At 59.1% G+C, this 17,903-nt stretch carries 21 protein-coding genes; all 21 read right to left on the bottom strand.

Annotated elements, in window-relative coordinates; genetic code table 11:
• Positions 1-169 precede the first annotated feature (169 nt).
• The 21 genes from DSOUD_RS08665 to DSOUD_RS08565 all read right to left on the bottom strand — a co-directional run bounded on the left by DSOUD_RS08665 (position 170) and on the right by DSOUD_RS08565 (position 17,885).
• A complete protein-coding gene (locus DSOUD_RS08665) occupies positions 170-562 on the bottom strand; it encodes a hypothetical protein (RefSeq protein ID WP_053550640.1) in 393 nt (130 codons plus the stop codon).
• An 18-nt stretch (positions 563-580) separates the two neighbouring features.
• Entirely contained in the window at positions 581-967 is a 387-nt protein-coding gene (locus tag DSOUD_RS08660) for a PDZ domain-containing protein (protein WP_053550639.1), read from the bottom strand.
• A 13-nt stretch (positions 968-980) separates the two neighbouring features.
• Entirely contained in the window at positions 981-1,595 is a 615-nt protein-coding gene (locus DSOUD_RS08655) for an L-threonylcarbamoyladenylate synthase (RefSeq protein WP_053550638.1), read from the bottom strand.
• Positions 1,596-1,722: 127 nt separating this feature from the next.
• The gene (locus DSOUD_RS08650) at positions 1,723-1,998 is read right to left on the bottom strand and encodes a YbeD family protein (RefSeq protein ID WP_053550637.1); all 276 of its coding nucleotides are present in this window, start codon (positions 1,996-1,998) and stop codon (positions 1,723-1,725) included.
• Complete coding sequence (gene dut / locus DSOUD_RS08645) at positions 1,998-2,459, bottom strand: dUTP diphosphatase (RefSeq protein ID WP_053550636.1); 462 nt, start codon at positions 2,457-2,459, stop codon at positions 1,998-2,000. The genes DSOUD_RS08650 and dut overlap by 1 nt, the downstream gene beginning before the upstream one ends.
• Positions 2,460-2,562: 103 nt before the next feature.
• Positions 2,563-3,828 (bottom strand): M16 family metallopeptidase, encoded by a 1,266-nt coding sequence (locus DSOUD_RS08640; RefSeq protein WP_053550635.1) that lies wholly within the window; start codon positions 3,826-3,828, stop codon positions 2,563-2,565.
• Positions 3,829-3,853: 25 nt separating this feature from the next.
• Positions 3,854-5,944, bottom strand: a complete 2,091-nt coding sequence (gene pnp, locus DSOUD_RS08635) for a polyribonucleotide nucleotidyltransferase (protein WP_053550634.1) — start codon at positions 5,942-5,944, stop codon at positions 3,854-3,856.
• Between the two features lie 223 nt (positions 5,945-6,167).
• Positions 6,168-6,434 carry a 30S ribosomal protein S15 gene (gene rpsO, locus DSOUD_RS08630; RefSeq protein ID WP_053550633.1) on the bottom strand — a complete coding sequence of 89 codons (267 nt, stop codon included), beginning with the start codon at positions 6,432-6,434 and terminating at the stop codon, positions 6,168-6,170.
• A gap of 101 nt (positions 6,435-6,535) precedes the next feature.
• Positions 6,536-7,459, bottom strand: a complete 924-nt coding sequence (truB, locus tag DSOUD_RS08625) for a tRNA pseudouridine(55) synthase TruB (protein ID WP_053550632.1) — start codon at positions 7,457-7,459, stop codon at positions 6,536-6,538.
• 3 nt (positions 7,460-7,462) lie between these two features.
• Positions 7,463-8,416 (bottom strand): DHH family phosphoesterase, encoded by a 954-nt coding sequence (locus DSOUD_RS08620; protein WP_053550631.1) that lies wholly within the window; start codon positions 8,414-8,416, stop codon positions 7,463-7,465.
• Positions 8,388-8,765: a ribosome-binding factor A gene (locus DSOUD_RS08615; protein ID WP_053550630.1), complete on the bottom strand. Its 378-nt coding sequence runs from the start codon at positions 8,763-8,765 to the stop codon at positions 8,388-8,390. The genes DSOUD_RS08620 and DSOUD_RS08615 overlap by 29 nt, the downstream gene beginning before the upstream one ends.
• A gap of 11 nt (positions 8,766-8,776) precedes the next feature.
• The gene (locus DSOUD_RS08610) at positions 8,777-9,067 is read right to left on the bottom strand and encodes a DUF503 domain-containing protein (RefSeq protein WP_053550629.1); all 291 of its coding nucleotides are present in this window, start codon (positions 9,065-9,067) and stop codon (positions 8,777-8,779) included.
• A gap of 12 nt (positions 9,068-9,079) precedes the next feature.
• Positions 9,080-11,866 carry a translation initiation factor IF-2 gene (infB, locus tag DSOUD_RS08605; RefSeq protein ID WP_053550628.1) on the bottom strand — a complete coding sequence of 929 codons (2,787 nt, stop codon included), beginning with the start codon at positions 11,864-11,866 and terminating at the stop codon, positions 9,080-9,082.
• Positions 11,866-12,462 carry a DUF448 domain-containing protein gene (locus tag DSOUD_RS08600; RefSeq protein WP_198300389.1) on the bottom strand — a complete coding sequence of 199 codons (597 nt, stop codon included), beginning with the start codon at positions 12,460-12,462 and terminating at the stop codon, positions 11,866-11,868. Before DSOUD_RS08600 ends, infB begins: the two co-directional genes overlap by 1 nt.
• 4 nt (positions 12,463-12,466) lie before the next feature.
• A complete protein-coding gene (gene nusA / locus DSOUD_RS08595) occupies positions 12,467-13,726 on the bottom strand; it encodes a transcription termination factor NusA (protein ID WP_082351165.1) in 1,260 nt (419 codons plus the stop codon).
• A gap of 95 nt (positions 13,727-13,821) precedes the next feature.
• Entirely contained in the window at positions 13,822-14,244 is a 423-nt protein-coding gene (locus tag DSOUD_RS08590) for an LSm family protein (protein WP_423739496.1), read from the bottom strand.
• 176 nt (positions 14,245-14,420) lie between these two features.
• On the bottom strand, positions 14,421-15,062 hold the full coding sequence (locus tag DSOUD_RS08585) for a hypothetical protein (protein ID WP_053550626.1): 642 nt from the start codon (positions 15,060-15,062) through the stop codon (positions 14,421-14,423).
• Between the two features lie 74 nt (positions 15,063-15,136).
• Complete coding sequence (locus tag DSOUD_RS08580) at positions 15,137-16,432, bottom strand: class I SAM-dependent RNA methyltransferase (protein ID WP_053550625.1); 1,296 nt, start codon at positions 16,430-16,432, stop codon at positions 15,137-15,139.
• Positions 16,429-16,824, bottom strand: coding sequence for a hypothetical protein (locus DSOUD_RS08575; RefSeq protein WP_053550624.1), 396 nt, complete (start codon positions 16,822-16,824; stop codon positions 16,429-16,431). Before DSOUD_RS08575 ends, DSOUD_RS08580 begins: the two co-directional genes overlap by 4 nt.
• Positions 16,825-16,844: 20 nt before the next feature.
• Entirely contained in the window at positions 16,845-17,051 is a 207-nt protein-coding gene (locus DSOUD_RS08570; RefSeq protein WP_053550623.1) for a hypothetical protein, read from the bottom strand.
• A gap of 45 nt (positions 17,052-17,096) precedes the next feature.
• Positions 17,097-17,885: an RNA methyltransferase gene (locus tag DSOUD_RS08565; RefSeq protein ID WP_053550622.1), complete on the bottom strand. Its 789-nt coding sequence runs from the start codon at positions 17,883-17,885 to the stop codon at positions 17,097-17,099.
• Positions 17,886-17,903 lie beyond the last annotated feature (18 nt).

The following is a 17,903-nucleotide window of genomic DNA, read 5'->3' as shown; positions in this document are numbered from 1 at the left end:
AGAAACCGGATGTCGAGTCTTCGACATCCGGTTTTTTATTGTCCGCTGTTCGCAAAAAAAAAAGACCGAACCGTTTCCGGTTGGGTCTTTTTGCGTTTTGAAGCCACAAACTCAGGCCGGCTCGGGGAAGACAGGGGGGCATCGACACCCCCCTGCCAAAAACCGGAGATCAGCAGCCGCACCCGCAATTATGGCAAACGATCTTGTCGCTCCCTTCCGGCTCGATGGTTTCCGGGGCGAAGGCGACCCGGCTGACCCCGCGGCGGATATCTTCTATGAGATTGCGATTGGGGCTGCTGCCGAGGATATGACCGAGGCAGAGGTTGGCGATACCGTCCCCTGAGGATCGGATGCGGACGGTATTCAGAAGATCTCCGTAGCCGTTGATATCCAGAACAATCCCCTCTTCCCTGACCGCCTCGATAACGATCCCCAGAGGGAGAAACTCCCTTGCCGTTTCGACGAGAAGCTCGTCAACCGCCTCCTGGTCCCAGTGGAAGGTCCAGTCCTGCCGGGGGTATCGGCGTCCGTAGAAAATGACCGTGATTTCCTTTTTTTTCATGGAAAAAAATCCTGATGGCTAGGAACCGGGACGGAGCATTCGCACTCCGACCGGCTCTTTTCCTGGCGCCTGCAGCCCCTGGCGGCGAAGGGTGACGCTATGCACACCGGCGAGGCCGGGACGCATATACTTCAGGGTCACCTCGGTGCCGGCCTTCCCCCAGAGATAACGACGCGCCACCGTCTCAAAATCGACCCCCGCCAGGACCAGATCATCGACCTGAACCAACAGATCCCCTGACTGAAGGCCGGCGGCTCGGGCGGGCGACCCTTCGACGACGCCGAGGACGACCAGGTCTCCCCTGTCCGTCGGCACAACCTGCAGACCGACACCGACGGAACTTTCCTCGGCGATCGCAACACCGACCAGAAGGGAGAGGCTGAGGAGGAGCAGGACGAATTTCATGGAAAAACCGGGCCTAAAGATTGTGGATCCAGGAAGTGTCACCACTCCCCTGGCGAAGGACTTCGATCTTGTCATCGACGAGACTGATCACTGTCGAGGGATCCCCGAGAAGAATGCCGCCGTCGACAACCATATCCAGCATCTTCCCCATCGCTTCGTCGATCATCGTCGGATCATGAAAGGGGTCTTCGTCCGACATATTGGCGCTTGTGGTGACCAGGGGATGGCCGAGTTGCCGCACGATCCCCATGACAATGGCATTGTCGGGAATGCGGATACCTACAGTACGCTGCTTGGTGGTGAGAAGATCGGGAACGACCCGGGTGGCTTCGAGAACGAAGGTGTAGGGACCGGGAAAGTTACGTTTCATGATCTTGAAGGCGAAGTTGCTGACCTGGGCGTAATTGGCAACATCGGACAGATCGGCGCAGATGAAGGAGAAGGGTTTGCGAGGGTCGCGCTGTTTGATCTGGTAGATCTTCTTGACCCCCTTTTTATTGAAGATATCACAGCCGATACCGTAGGTGGTGTCCGTCGGATAAGCGATGACCCCGCCCTGCTTCAGGCAATCGACAACACGGTCAATGAGTCGGGCCTGCGGATTCTCGGGATTGATCGATACAAGCATGCAAATCCTCCATCATGACACGTTGCACAGCACAGATTGCACCACAACCCAAGTCCTCATAACCGTGGGCACCGGCAAATTCTATCACAGAGTCGGGGATTTCGCACCTGGGACGTTACCGCCACGGTCAAAGGAGATACTTCAATCCCGGAATGCCCTGCAGTGCGCCATAGATCGCGTGGACCTGGGCGATGTTATGGAGGCGAACCACCACGGAAACGCAGACATAGGTGCCATTGGAACTGGGGCGTTCCCGCACGGCGTCAAGGGAGAGAGGGAGAACCGATTCGACGGCAGTCTTCACCGCCGCGGCGAAGGTGCCCTCCCCTTCATGGGGCCCAAAGGCTTTGAAGATGTAGTCGCAAGGAAAGTCGAGAAGCGTTTCGGCCGGAGGATGTGCCATCATCGCCCTCCCCCGCTTTCGACGCCGGTATGCCCGAAACCTCCGCCATTGCGAAGCGTTTCGTCCAGTTCTTCGGACCAGACCAGGTCGGCGCGCATTACAGGCGCGATAACCAGTTGGGCGATTCGATCACCGGAGTGAATTTCAACGGCTTCGCTGCCATGGTTGATGAGGATAACCCCGATTTCCCCCCGATAATCGGCATCGATGGTGCCGGGAGAGTTGACGAGGGCGACACCCTTTTTCAGTGCCAGCCCTGACCGCGGACGAACCTGCCCCTCGAAGCCCGGGGGGATCGCCAGGGCGATCCCGGAAGGGACCAGGGAACGCTTGCCGGGGGAGAGAATCAGTGTCTCTTCGAGGGCGGCATGCAGATCCATGCCGGCTGCGTGTTCGGTCATATAAAGAGGAAGGATCGCGCCGGCTCGCAGGCGCTTGACCGGAATCAAAAGGCTATCCATATTCTCCGGGCTCTCCATTTGCGACGGCCGTTCGGGGATTGCCGACAGGCGGGGGTTTAACGGAAAGGACACTGCGCGTCATGACCTCCGATGAAAACAGGGATCAGCCAAGAGTGAAATCGATCAAGGGAAAGTCTCCCGCCCCGACTCTGCCAAGGAGCTGCAGATTGAGGTAATCATCGCAGATCGTCTCCTCAGCCAGACCCTGCAGGTCACGGCTGGTCACCCTGTCGAAGGCGGCAAGAACCTGAGGAATAGCCCACTGTTCACCGAGATAAATTTCGTTTTTTGCCAACCGGGTCATGCGGTTGTCGCTCCCTTCAAGGGACAGCAGAAGGTTCCCCTTGAGTTGCTCCTTGGCCGACGAGAGCTCTTCGCCAGAGACCGTCTCGGTCCGGAAACGGTTGAGCTCCCTGAGGAGCAGGTTCACCACATGCGGCGCATCCTCAGCCGCCGTTCCGGCGTAAATGACCAGCGCCCCGGCATCCGAGTGGCAATTGAGATAACTGTAGATCGAGTACGCCAGACCTCTTTCCTCGCGCACCGTCTGAAAAAGACGCGAACTCATGCTGCCGCCGAGGATGACGTTGAGAAGATAGGAGGCAAAACGGTTTGGGTGGTTTTGCGGCATGGCCCGGGTGCCGAGACAGATATGCACTTGTTCGAGGTCCTTTTCAAGGACATGGATTCGACGAGCATGCTGGGGAATGGAAAGGAGAGGCGTAGGAGCGGTCGTCCCCGAAGGTACGCCCTGAAAGGCCCGGGAAATCTGTTGGACAATCTGGTCGTGAACCAGATCTCCCGCTGCGCAGATGACGATTTTTCCGCCACAGTAACGCTTGGACATGAAAGCCTGCATCATCTCCCGCGTCAGATTGTCAACCGATTCCCTGGTCCCGAGAATGGGCAACCCGAGGGGATGACCCTCCCAGAAAAAATGGTTGAAAAGGTCGTGAACCTGATCGTCGGGTGCATCCTCCAGCATGGAAATTTCCTGGAGGATCACCCGCCGCTCTTTTTCTAATTCATCCAGATCGAAGATGGAACCGAGAACGATATCCGAAAGGAGATCGATAGCCCGGGGAAGTGCTTTGGCCAGAACCTTGGCGTAGTAACAACTGTACTCGCGCGCGGTAAAGGCGTTGAGCACTCCCCCGACCGAATCGATTTCCTTTGCGATATCCAGGGCATTGCGTCGGGACGTCCCTTTAAAGAGCATGTGCTCGATAAAATGAGAAATACCGCTTTCCGACGCACTTTCATGGCGTGAGCCATTTTCAACCCAGAACCCGAGAGACACGGAATGGACCCCGGGCATCTTTTCGGTGATGACCCGGATTCCGTTTTCGAGTATGGACTTCTGAATCATTTCAGATGCCGTAAAGTCGACATTATCAGGGAAGAGTCTGACCAAGAGCCTCTTTGCGGGAGAGTTTGATCTTCCCCTGTTTGTCGATGCCGATACATTTCACCAAAACCTCATCCCCTTCCTTGAGGATGTCGCTGACGTTGCGCACCCGCTCGGTGTCGAGCTCGGAGACGTGGACGAGGCCGTCGGTGCCGGGGTAGATTTCGACGAAGGCGCCAAACTCCATGATCTTCCGGACCGTTCCCATGTACAGCTTGCCGACTTCGGCCTCCTGAGTCAGATCGCGAATCATCTTGATTGCTTTCTGGCAGGCATCGCCATCAGCTGAGGCGATATTGATTCGCCCGTCGTCCTCGATATCGATGGAGCAACCGGTGGCCTCGATGATGCCGCGGATGTTCTTGCCGCCGGAACCGATGACCGTACGAACCTGATCGCTCTTGACGTAGATGGTGGTGATCCGCGGCGCGTAGGGGGAGAGATCGGCGCGGGGTGCGGTCAGTGCCTTTGCCATTTCCTTCAGGATGTGAAGGCGCCCTTCCTTGGCCTGCTCGAGGGCCTGCTTCATGATCGCCCGGTCGACGCCGGTGATCTTGATGTCCATCTGCAGAGCGGCGATCCCGTTGGCGGTCCCGGTCACCTTGAAATCCATGTCGCCGAGGTGATCCTCGTCACCGAGGATATCGGAGAGAACAGCGACGTTATCGCCTTCCTTGATCAGGCCCATGGCGATTCCGGCCACGGCTTCGGTGATCGGAACACCGGCGTCCATCAGGGAGAGTGAGGATCCGCAGACACTGGCCATGGACGAGGAGCCGTTGGACTCGAGGATGTCGGAGACGATACGGATGGTGTAGGGAAAATCCTCGTGCTTGGGGAGAACCTTGGCCACCGAACGCTCGGCAAGCATGCCGTGACCGATTTCGCGACGCCCGGGGAAGAGGCGCATGCTGGTTTCGCCGACGGAGAAGGGAGGGAAGTTGTAATGAAGCATGAACTTCTTGAACTCCATCCCCTGAAGGTTGTCCATGCGCTGCTCGTCCGAAGTCGTTCCGAGAGCGATAGCGACCAGGGCCTGGGTCTCGCCGCGGGTGAAGAGGGAACTGCCGTGAGCGCGGGGAAGATTGCCGACTTCACAGGTGATGGGCCGGACGGTCTTCATGTCGCGGCCATCGATGCGAATGCGATCCCGGGTTACCATCTGGCGCATCACGCGCTTGCCGATGGAGCCGAGGATGGAGGAAATCTCTCCCTGGCGTCCTTCGAATTCGCCGGCCAACGCCTGCTGAACATCAGTTTTGACCTGATCGATGGCGGCGTAACGTTCCTGTTTGGTGCGAATCTTGGCGGTCTCGGCCAGTTTGTCGGTGGCCAGGGCCGCTACCTTGGCTTCGAGAGCGCTGTCGACTTCCGCGACGGCGAATGCGCGCTTGGCCTTGCCGACGAGTTTCTGCAGCTCAAGCTGCATGTCGATCAGCGGTTGCAGCGCCTGATGCCCGAAGAAGATCGCCTCGAGCATGTCGTCTTCGGAAACCAGATTGGCCTCACCCTCGACCATCATGACGGCTTCACGGGAACCGGAAACGATGATTTCGAGATCGCTTTCAGGCATCTGTTGCAGTGTCGGGTTGGCAATCAGCTTGCCGTCGACGCGGCCGACGCGAACCGCAGCGATGGGGCCGAAAAAAGGGATATCGGAAACCACGAGGGATGCCGAAGCGGCGACCATGGCCAGGGTATCCGGATCGTTTACCAGATCGGCGGAAATAACCGTCGGCATGATCTGGGTTTCGAAGAGATATCCTTTGGGAAAAAGGGGACGCATGGGACGGTCGATGAGACGGCAGATCAGGGTCTCACGCTCGGTCGTTCCCCGCTCCCGGCGGAAAAAGGAGCCGGGAATCTTCCCTGCCGCATAGAATTTTTCCTGGTAATTGACGGTCAGGGGGAAAAAATCCTGCCCTTCGCGGATTTTGTGCCCTGAGACGGCAGTACAGAGGACCTTGGTGTCGCCATAAGTGATGACAGTTGCACCGTCGGCCTGGCGGGCCATTTTTCCTGTTTCGATGGTCAGCGGTTGACCATTGAATTCGATCTCGACTTTTTGAAAAGCCATGATTTACTCCTTCTGCCGCGATTCATCCTTGCGGATAACCGGGCGATCCTTGACGAACCATTTGATTTTCAAACAAAAAATGGCTATAGGAGGATGGCCTGAGACAGTACCCGCCCCGTCCACAACGACGAGCCGGAGACTCTCTCCGGACAACCTCCAGAGCCACAGCCAAAAAACAAGGGCAGCAGGCCCTCCTGCCTAGCGAAGAGCGTGCTGCCCGTGACTACCTACGGATTCCCAACACCTTGATCACCGTACGATAACGCTCAACATCCTTCTTCTTCAGATAATCGAGCAGACGCCTTCTCTGTCCGACGATCTTGAGAAGTCCACGCCGCGAATGATGATCCTTCTTGTGAGTGCGGAAATGCTCGGTGAGATAGGTGATTCGCTCAGACAGCAGAGCGATCTGAACCTCCGGGGACCCGGTGTCCCCCTCATGGGTTTGAAACTGAGTGATAATTTCCTGCTTACGTTCCGTGGCCAGCACAGTGCCACCTCCTTTCAAACAGATGTTTCCTGCCAGTAGCTTGAATAACGGTTATAAAAGTACCGGACCTTCTAACACAAAAACCCCACCCCTGTAAAGATCTATTCCGAGATGTTATGCCGGTGAAAAACCCTCAAAAGTTCGAAGTCGCCGCGTCTCTCCTTGAGTCGTTCCGGAGCAAATCGGGCCACGGCGACGAGTTTCCCCTCGGCAAGGAGGCAGACCGTCCTCCCTTCCGCAGGGAGAGACCCGACAATCCCGGAGATCTGCGGCGGGACGCCGTCAGCAAGACGCCTGGTCGCCTCGGAATTCACCTCGAGACGCGGGTAGTCGCGCAACGCCTCCTCCAGAGAGAAAAAACCGGGGATCTCCTTGTCTTGCGCCCGCTCTGCAAGCGTGTCGAGAGAAATCGCGTCCTTCTCGCTGAAGGATCCGGTGGCCACCCGGCGCAACGCCGTAAGATGGGCCCCGGGGCCGAGGATCTCGCCGAGGTCCTGGCAGAGGGTCCGGATATAGGTCCCTTTGCTGCAATCGACCTCAATGGTCACGTAGGGAAGATCCACGGCCAGAAGATCCAACCGGTGTATCTCCACCTCGCGCTCGGCGCGCTCCACTTCGATCCCTTGACGGGCGAGTTTATAAAGGGGAACGCCATCCTTTTTCAGGGCTGAATACATGGGAGGAAGCTGGCGTATCGTCCCGATCAGGGAACGGCAGGCTTCTTCAATAGACCCTAGGTTGACAGCGCCAAAGGGACGGCGCTCCAGAACTGCCCCTTCGCTATCCTGGGTGTCGGTGCGTTCGCCAAGTTTCAGGGTCGCCCGGTAGGTTTTATCCCCGGCCATCAGGAACTCGACCAACCGTGTCCCCTCCCCCACGGCAACAGGAAGGACCCCCGTCGCCAGGGGGTCGAGAGTCCCGGTATGTCCGACCCGCCTCATCCGCAACAGGCGCCGGACCTGGCGCACGACGTCATGCGAGGTGATCCCCTGCGGCTTGTCGATAATCAGAATACCGTTTTTCAACGGTCAGGCCAGCAGGAGTTCATCGAGGAGGCAAAAGACCCGGGTGCGGACCTCATCAAGAGTCCCTTCGACCATCCCCCCGGCGGCGTTGTGATGCCCTCCCCCCCCGAGGTTCCGGGCCAGGGCGCCGACATCGACTCTCCCCTTGGAACGCATCCCCACCTTGCAGGTCGAGGGTGCGGTCTGGCGGAAGAAGACTGCCACCTCGACACCCCGCACCGAACGCGGATAATTGACAAAACCATCCGTATGTTCAGGACCGGCCCCCGTCTCAGCCATCATTCCCAGCGTGGTCGTCACCGACGCGTAGTGGCCACAGGCAGAGACGGTGAGGGTCGCCAGGGTCAGGGCCAAAAGGCGCAACCGCACCTCCGGTTGGCTCTCATAGAGCCCCGAGGCCACGGTCCAGGGATCGACTCCGAGAGCGACCATCTCTGCGGCGATATGAAACGCTTCGGGGTCGGCATTGGAATAGCGGAAGGAACCTGTGTCGGAAAGGATAGCCGTGTAGATACAAAGGGCGACGGCCGGAGAGATGGGATATCCGCCCTCCTTGAGGATGCGGTAGACCAGGGCACCGGTGGCGCTGGCACCGATGTCGACGAAATGAATTTCACCGAAATGTTCCGAATGGGGATGATGGTCGATGTTGACAAGGGTACTGCAGCAGTCCTTCAGATGAGAGCCGGCACGCCGGAGTTCACCGGCGTCAAGGACGAAACCTGTGTCAAAGGGGGGCATTCCTTCAAGGGAATGGACAATAGTTTCCGACCCGGGGAGGTAATCGAAGGACGCGGGGACGCCGTCGGCGTTATAGGCCACGACCTCCTTCCCCATCTCCCGCAGCGCGTTGGTCAGGGCCAGGGTCGAGGCCAGGGCGTCGCCGTCCGGACTTTCGTGGGAGGCCACCAGAAAGCGCCTCCCCTCCTCAATCTTTTTCAGTATCGCCTGAATCATCATCGTGCCCGGTATGGATTTCGCGAAGGAGAGATTCGATCCGGTTGCCGTAGTCCAGAGAGGCATCGAAGTGAAAACTGATTTCGGGGACATAGCGCAGTCCGAGGCGTTTTCCGAGTTCGCGGCGAATGAAGGAGGCCGAACTGTTGAGTCCCTGCTCCGAATTGCTGCGCGCCAGATCGTCGCCCATGACGGTGAAGAACACCTTGGCGTAGCGCATGTCCGCCGTCACATCCACGGCGGTGATGGTGACGAAACCGATCCGCGGATCCTTCAACCCCTTGAGAAGCAGGGAGGAAACCTCCTTATGTATCTGTTCACCGACCCGGTGATAGCGTTTGAATTCCAAGGGGAAATATCCTATTTGAAGTGAAGAAATTCCACATAGCGTTCGGTGACGTCCCCGACGCCGATGCGGTCGATCTCCTCTTCGATATGGTGAAAGACCGTGTGCAGGGAAGCTTCATCGCTGCCGACAACGGCGAACCCGAGTTCCGTGCGCTGCCAGAGATCCTGTGCCCCCGTTTCCGCACAGGAAGCGGAAAAGCGCTGGCGACAACGGCCGAGAATCTTCTGCACCAGGGCCCTTTTTCCCTTGAGGGATTGGGGCGCAGGCAGAAACAGCTCGAGTCTGAGGATGCCGACGACCAAGATCCCACCGACCTAGAGAGCGGTTTTAATCTCTTCTATCTCGAAGACCTCGATGATGTCGCCGACCTTGGCACCATTGTAGTTCTCCAGGCCGATGCCGCACTCGTAGCCGGCGGCGGCTTCCTTGACGTCGTCCTTGAAGCGCTTCAGGGAATTCATCTTCCCTTCCCAGACCACGACATTGTCTCTGACGAGGCGCACCTTGGCGCCACGCAGCACCTTGCCATCGAGGACGTAACAGCCGGCGATGGTGCCGATCTTGGAGACGCTGAAGGTTTCCCGGACTTCGACCCGTCCGAGGAATTTTTCCCGCAGGGTCGGTGCCAGGAGGCCTTCCATGGCATTGCGCACGTCGGCGACCGCATCATAAATAATGTTGTAGAGACGGATGTCGACGCCTTCGGATTCGGCCAGTGTCGCCGCCTTCGGCTCGGGACGAACATTGAAACCGATGACGATGGCATCGGATGCCGAGGCCAGGGAAACGTCGCTTTCGATAATGCCGCCAACGCCGGTGTGGAGAACAACGAGGCGGCAGGCATCGGTGGAGAGCTTGGTGAGCGAGTCGCGGACCGCTTCCACCGAGCCCTGGACATCCCCCTTGATGATAACCTTGAGCTCTTTGATATCCCCTTCCTGAATCCGGGCAAAGAGCTGTTCGAGAGAAACCTTGCTGGTGCGGGCCAATTCGGTCTCGCGCAGTTTCTGGGCCCGATGCTGGGCCACATCCTTGGCGGTTTTCTCGTCCTCGACAGCGTGGAACATGTCTCCGGCATCGGGAACACCGGAAAGTCCGGTGACTTCAACGGGGAAGGACGGCCCCGCCGCATCGACCCGCTCGCCACGGTCGTTGATCATGCTGCGCACCCGGCCGTAGTGCGTTCCGGCGACGATGGGATCGCCGATTTTCAGCGTCCCCTCCTGAACCAGAACCGTGACCACAGGACCGCGACCCTTGTCGAGACGAGCCTCGACAATGATGCCGCGGACGCGTTTGGTGGGGTTAGCCTTGAGATCCATCACCTCTGCCTGGAGAAGGATCATCTCCAGAAGCCGATCGAGGTTGGTGTGCAGTTTGGCCGAAACCTCGACAAAGATGGTATCTCCACCCCAGTCTTCGGACACCAGGCCGAATTCGGTAAGCCCTTGCCGCACCTTGTCGGGAGTGGCGTTCGGCTTGTCCATCTTGTTGATGGCCACGATGATCGGAACCCCGGCCGCCTTGGCATGATTGATGGCTTCCCTGGTCTGCGGCATGACGCCGTCGTCGGCAGCCACAACCAGAATGACAATATCGGTCACCTTGGCGCCACGGGCACGCATGGCCGTAAAGGCCTCGTGGCCGGGGGTATCGAGAAAGGTGATCTTCTTCCCGTCGAGTTCCACATCATAAGCACCGATGTGCTGGGTAATGCCGCCGGCTTCCCCGGCCGTAACGTTGGCGGTCCGGATGGCATCGAGAAGACTGGTCTTGCCGTGGTCGACGTGACCCATGATGGTCACCACCGGCGGACGGGTCTTGAGATCGTCGGCCGAAGCCTCCTCGGCCCCCTTGACACTGGAGTGCTCGAGGAGGGTCTCCTCGTCGAAGGCCACGTTCTCCACTTCATAATTGAACTCGGAGGCAAGAATGGCCGCCGTTTCGAAGTCGAGAGGATGGTTGATCGTCACCATGGTCCCCTGGCGCATCAGCTCCTTGATCAGATCCTTGCCTTTAACGCCCATGCGCTTGGCCAGTTCGGCCACGGTAATGACGTCACTGATGCGGATAATGCGCTTGATGGCCTTGGACACGGTGACTTCCGTTTTTTTGGTCGTTCTGTCCGACTTGCGGCCCTTGCGAAACTTGCCGTTGCGATCGGGTTCGAAGACTTCCCGGCGGGTGCGTCGGCCGGGCGCACCGGGTCCGGCAGCGGCGGCAGCAGCGCTGTAGTCCGCCCCCTTCCCTTTCTTGTTTTTCTTCCCGCCACGGGCCTCCTTGGCGGGAAAGACCTCATCGGCCGGAGGAGCTCCCATTCCCGGAGCCGAGCTACGACCGCCAGGGGCGGGGCGTCCACCGGGGGCGGGACGTCCACCCGGAGCGGGGCGTGCCCCCGGAGCAGGACGTGCGCCAGGAGCAGGACGTGCGCCAGGTGCGGGGCGTGCACCGGCCACCGGGCGATCACCGGGAGCGGGTCGCGCTCCGGGTGCTGGACGATCAGGCCGCGGGCCGGCGGGACGCTCGCCACGGGAAGGCGGCGCCGGACGCTCCTGACGACGGGGCGCAGCTTCCGGTGCCTTCGGCAATTCCAACCGTCCGAGAATTTTAGCCCGAGAGGAAGTGACCTTCTCCCCTTTGGCCTCTGTCTTGGCCGGGACAACCACCGCCTCTTCCTTGGCTTTGACCGGCTTTCCCTCGGCCTCGGCCGCAGATTCGGTCACCAGCGGCTTCTCCACCGGAGCGGCAACGGTTTTTTCCGAAACGGGTTCGGACGGGGCTTCCGTCTTGGTTTCGACAGGAACAGGGGGCGCTTCTGCTGAGGCAGGAGCCTCAACCGCTTTTTCGGTTGAAGCCGCTTCTGCGGTCACAGCCGGCGGCATTTCCTTGCGGCGACGGCGAATCAGTCCGGGAGTAACCCTCTCCTCTTCGACCTTTTCCACAGGGGGAACGGAGGCGGCTTCCAATTTCTGAAGATCTTGTTCTTCCAAAACGCTCATATGACTCTTCGCCTCAACCCCAGCTTCCTGCAACCGTTCCAGCAGAGCTTTGTTTTCCAACCCTAGTTTCTGCGCCAATTCGTATACCCGTGTTTTTCCCATCAACTCTCCCCTACTATGTACTTATATCTCAAAAGTTCGACCTCAAGCGACTCGGCAAGCGATCCGGTCTTGAGTCCAATCACGCTTCGTTCCCCTTTGCCAACGAGGTGACCAAGCTCATCCTTGCTGGCAAGATAGTAGCAAGGAACTTCAAAAACCCCGGCCTTGTCGAGCACCTTTTGCCCTATGGCGGCAGAAATATCTTCCGCCAGCAAAACCAGGGATATCCCCCCGTTTTTTCCCAAAGACGAAAGAACGAGGGTACCCCCCGAGACTATGTTGTTTGACTTGCGGGCTATTCCGACCAGATTGAGAATTTTCTCTCTGACCTGGGTGGCGAGACTGTCAACCAGGGTCTGACCGTCGAGAGACTCGCCCCCCCACTTGAGAGCACGTTCAAACTGCCGCCGTTTAATGGCTGCGAAGATGCACTGGGGATCGAAACAAGTATAAGCGCCTCGACCGGGAAGCCTCATGCGATAATCAACGAGTAATTCACCCTGCGGCGAAAGAACGTAGCGTACTAGTTTATCCTGATCCTGCGCCTCACGGCAACCGAGACAGGAACGTTGAGCTTTTTTCCCCGCCGTACGCACGTTTCTACCCCTGCTCTTCCGCCTCCGCAGGCTCCTCATCGGAAGAGCCGCCAAGAACGCCGAGCTCGGTCAGGCGCAGGGCGAGCTCATCCTTGGTCATATTGCTGCGGCCGGCAACATTGTGCTCTTTGGCCAGTTCATATAACTGTTCTTTGGTGAAACTCTCGCCGAGCTCGGCGACAGGCTCCTCTTCGGCATCGCGACCGCCGGTCAGCTCTTCGAGCTCGGCCTCGGCGGCGCGGGTCTCGCTCTTGATATCGATCTTCCAACCGGTGAGCTTGGCCGCGAGACGAACATTCTGGCCTTTTTTACCAATGGCCAAGGAAAGCTGATCGTCGGGAACGATAATTTCCAGGGCCTGCTCGTCGTTGTCCACATAAACCCGGGTCACCTCGGCAGGAGAAAGGGCGGAGCAGGCAAAACGGGCGACGTCGGGGCTCCAGGGAATAATGTCGATTTTCTCGCCGCGCATTTCGGAGACCACATTTTGTACGCGGGAGCCGCGCATCCCGACGCAGGCACCGACGGGATCGACATCGGGGTCATGGGAAAGAACAGCGATTTTCGCACGGCTCCCCGGTTCGCGGGCAACCCCCATGATTTCCACGATCCCCTCTGCGATCTCGGGAACCTCGAAATGGAAGAGTGCGGCAACGACCCCTGGATGGGTGCGGGAGAGGATGATCTGCGGCCCCTTCGGGGACATTTTTACCTCGGCAAGATAGGCACGAACCCGGTCTCCCTGGCGGTAATTCTCGCGGGGAACCTGCTCCCGGTGAGGAAGAAGAGCCTCGGTACGACCGAGATCGATAATCAGGTCGCCACGCTCATAACGGCGAACGATGCCGTTGATCAACTCTCCGACCCTGTCTTTAAATTCGTTGTACACGCCCTCGCGCTCGGCCTCCCTCACCTTCTGGATGATGACCTGCTTGGCGGTCTGGGCGGCAATACGGCTGAAGCCGCTGGCATCCATCTTCATCCCCAGGGAGTCGCCGACCTCGACTTCCGAATCGATCTCCTGGGCTTCGGCGAGATCGATTTCCTTGTAGGAATCCTGAACCTCGTCGACAACGGTAACGAATTCGAAGAGCTCGGCTTCACCCAACTCGTCATTGTAGTGAACTTCGAGATCGCGGGTATTGCGATATTTCTTGTTGGCGGCGGACAACACGGCCGACTCCAGCGCCTCGACCAAAACGGCCCGGTCGATCCCCTTATCTTTAACAACCTGGTCGATGACATGGTTAAGATTCACTACCATCCCCAAACCCCCTATATTCTTCTGCGTCAGCCTGACAGTGCAGACCCGGCATGATTTACGGTACCATCCCCACCAGCAACGGGTGGGAGAACAAATTAAAACTCAGGCTCAAGATTTGCTTTTGCGATTTCCTCGAGGGCGAAGGAAACTTCCCCCCCCTTCTTGTCCAGCTGCAGGATCCTGACCCGCCCCTCTTCGAAACCAAGGAGACGCCCGACGAAGGTTTTGCGCTCCTGCCCGCGACCGTCGGGATCCATTTTTTCAAAAGTTTTAATCTTGGCTAATTCGCCCACGAAGCGCTGATAGTCGGCCGCTTTTTTCAACGGACGATCGAGCCCAGGGGAAGAAACCTCGAGCCGGTAGCCCTCCGGAACGACGTCTTCGACCTCGAGAACCGTTCCGACCTCGCGACTGACACTGGAGCAGTCGTCGAGATTGACGCCTCCAACCTTGTCGAGAAAGATCCGCACAACCCACTCCCGACCTTCCTTCTGGTACTCGAGCTCGACAAGCTCCATTCCCAGATCGGCCAGAATCGGCAGGACGATCCGCTCGATTTTTTCGAGAGTGGTTTCCTGTGCCACTGCAAACAACCCCTAAATAGAAAAAGCGAGCCAGGAGCTCACTTTTGAGTGAACGATAATAACATTGGATATTTACCACGTAGATCAGGACATTGCAAGAAAAAATTATCTCACTTGGCCCCGTCGGCAGAGATCCGCATCGAGCGTAAAATCCCTTCCATCTCCGGCAGATCGCGAGGATCGCTGAGACCGTCGGTGTAATAGAGGTAGAACCAGCAGGGGGAGGCAAAGCCGATAATACCTACAAAGACGCCCGGCTCGCCCCGACGCAGATAGCTGGCATCGATGCGGCTGGCCGCCGCAGCCCCCGCCAGGGAAAATTCCCCGCTTTTCTGTTTAACCTCCCGATAGCCTTCTTCCTCTTCCAGACCTTCCCCGGCATAACGAGCCGAAAGGTTAACAGTTTGGGCGGAAGGTGCCCCTTCCCCCTGGCGCAAGGGGCTGAAATCGATGAGAAGATGAGCCTTGCTGAGGGGGTTGAAAACAAAGGCCTCATTGGCCTCAAGGCGCCGACGGGCGGCCGCTTCGATCTCTGCACGGCCGGGGTTCTTCCCCTGCCCGAGGAGTTCGGCCTCAAGGTCGGCAAAGGCCTTATCCACTAGAAAATCGGGTGCCTCCCTGCTCAGAACCCATCGTTGGTCAGGAAGGTCAAATTCGAGTTGCAAACGGTCATGGACCCTGACCGACACCCCCAGGGCAAGGGAGGGAAGAATCAGAATAATTCCGAGGCAAAGGATGGCGAGACGGCGCATGAACGATCCTCCTTTAAGGGAAAAGGCCCCTGGCAACCGACCCTCTCCGAACTATGGCCAATGGCGGTGGAATGTCAACGCGGCCCGAGTGTCAGCAGGGTCAGGCTTTCAGTGTGACAGGTCTGGGGAAAGAGGTCAATGGGCCGGGACCATGCCAGGGTGTAGCCACCCTGAAGGAGGGGCACCAGATCACGGGCGAGGGTCGGCGGGTCGCAGGAGACATAGAGAATGCGCCGGGGCCGGGCCCGGACCAGATCCTTTATGACCTCAAAGGCTCCGGCCCGCGGAGGATCGAGAAGTGCGAGGTCCCAGCCGCCGGCGGAACGGAAACGCAACGCCGCGGATTCGGCCGGGCAGGCATGGAAAACCGCATTGCCGATGCCGTTGCGCAGGGCATTATCCCGGGCCTTGACAATCGACGGCGCAAAACCTTCGACACCGATGACTTCACCGGCTCGCCGCGCCAGGGGGAGGGAGAAGTTTCCCATGCCGCAGAAGAGGTCGAGAACCCGTTCCGTCCCGGTAAGGTCGGCGGCCTCTTCGACGAGCTGGATCAGGTAACGATTCTGTGCCAGGTTCACCTGGGCAAAGCCCCCGGGGCCGTAGCCAAGGAACATTTCCGGCGCGCCGATTCCGATGGTCAGATCGGCGACGCCGCAGCAGGGATGCAGGGCCCCCTTGCGGCCAAATTGGAGGAAAAGGGCGAATCCGGCCTCCCTGGCCAGGGGAGTCAAATAGCGGGCCAGAGGCACGGGGTCTTCATCGGCGAGGTGGACAACGACACGCACTCCGCCGGTGTCCCCGACGGCCATATCGACCTGCAGTATCCGACCCGGAATGGGGAGTCCCCGCAACCAGTGGCGAAAGAGGCCGAGGGCGGCGTTGATTCGGGGGTCGGCGATGGCGCAGCGGGGGACATCGATGACGGAATGGCTTCCGCGGCGATAAAACCCGAGGTCGAACGTCCCTTCCCCCTGGGAACATTTGAATTGCACCCGACTGCGATACCCCCACTCCTCGGGAGCGATCGCCAGGGGGAGAAGCAGGCTCTCGTCGATGCCGCACTGACGGCGCAGCGTCTCGGCGAAGATCCGTTCCTTCCAAAGTGACTGCTCCCCGTAGTCCAGATGCTGCCATTGGCAGCCGCCGCAATCGCCGAAGACCGGGCAGGGGGGCGTTCGCCGCCCGGGACCCGCCACCAGAAGTTCCTCCAGCTCCCCTTCGGCGAAGCGTTTTTTCTCCCGTACGATCCGGCAGAGGATTTCGTCTCCCGGGGCGCCGCCGGGGACAAAAATCGCCTTCCCCTGGAGGCGGCCCACCGCATTCCCCCCATAGGCCAGGGTATCGAGACGCAACCGGACCGGTGTCATTTCGGGACCACGAAGAGGCGTCGCCCTCCGCCTTTTTTTGCCGCTTCCAAGGCGACCAGACGAGCGGGGATTCCGGGGGCCTCCAGGTAAGGGAAAGTCGACCTGGCAAAACTGTCGATCATTTCACTACGCACCGCCTCGAGGGCCCCGCCGGCTACCCCCATCTTCTCGATGGTGCGGACGAAATCCACGTAATCGCCGAGGGTGGCGCGAACCCGCTCCAGTTCCCTGACCGGATCGGCAGCAAGGGGAAAGTGCTCGCGCTGAAGGAGCATCCGGCAGCGCACTTCGATGCACACCCGGTGATAGTCCCCGTAATAGCGGTTGGAGAGATCGAAAAACTCCACGGTCAGGCCGTTGGCCAGGATTCGGGTATCAATAGGATGTGTCATCGGCAACTGAGGGCAAGGGTTTATGATTTCAGCAGGCGTACCAGGGCGAGAAAAAAAAGAGCCAGTCCGGCAAAGCGGAACAACAGGATCAGACGCTTCTTCCCCAGCGCCGGCAGGGCTTCATCAGGCTCATCCCCTTCGGGAGGACGGCGGGGGAGAAAGGAGCCGAGGAAAACCAGGGCGCCGAGGAGTACATCGAATATTTGCGACCACGGATCAGGAATCAAACAGACCTCCGACGCTGCATCGAGAAAGGGTGGTCCGGCAGGGGCTCATTCCCCCTTTCCCCTGCGTCTCTCCCGTTCCACCCAGTCGATGCTGCGCAAAAGGCCGTGCAGGATCCGCACCTCTCGGTCGTTGAGGCCGCTGCGGCCGAAGATCCTGCGAAAGGTATGCAGAATGTGGTCGGGATTTTGGGGATCGAGGTAGCCGATCTCGAGGAGAGTCCTTTTCATGTGGGCAAACATCCCCTCCACCACCTCTCCGGTGGCGAGCCGCCTCTCTCCGAGAGACTTGCCGTTCCCCTCGGCAAAGGCCTTGGCCGTCTCGTACAGGCAGAGGGTCACAGCCTGGGCCAGATTCATCGACGGCAGCTCCTCGCTGGTGGGAATGGTGACAAAGCGCTGGCACAGGTCGAGTTCGGCAGTCAGCAATCCCTTGTCCTCGCGGCCGAAGACGAGAGCCACCCTCCCCTCTTCCGTCCAGGGGAGAAGGGTTCGTGCGGCGCCGTCGGGATGAAGGAAATCCTCCCGATACTTGCCGAAACGACGGGTGGTGCCGAAGGCCATCTGGCAGTCGCCGAGGGCCGCCGCCAGATCGGGATAGATCCGGGCCCCTTCGAGGAGCGCACCGGCCTTGACCGCCATGCGCCGCGCTTCGTCGCCGAGATGATCGGCCTCGGGCTGGACCAGCCGCAGGTCGGAAAACCCGAAATTGGCCATGGCCCGACAGACCGAGCCGATATTGAGAGCCCCCTGGGGTTCGACGAGAACGACGGCGACGTTTTCGAGCCTCCCCAGAGACTCCTGCGGCAACGGACTGGCCAGCAATTCAGATGTCATCTTCCCTTCAATCCTTTG

It is taken from the genome of Desulfuromonas soudanensis (assembly GCF_001278055.1).
Taxonomy (GTDB): Bacteria; Desulfobacterota; Desulfuromonadia; order Desulfuromonadales; family WTL; genus Deferrimonas; species Deferrimonas soudanensis.
This window is presented reverse-complemented; position numbering and strand designations above follow the sequence as displayed.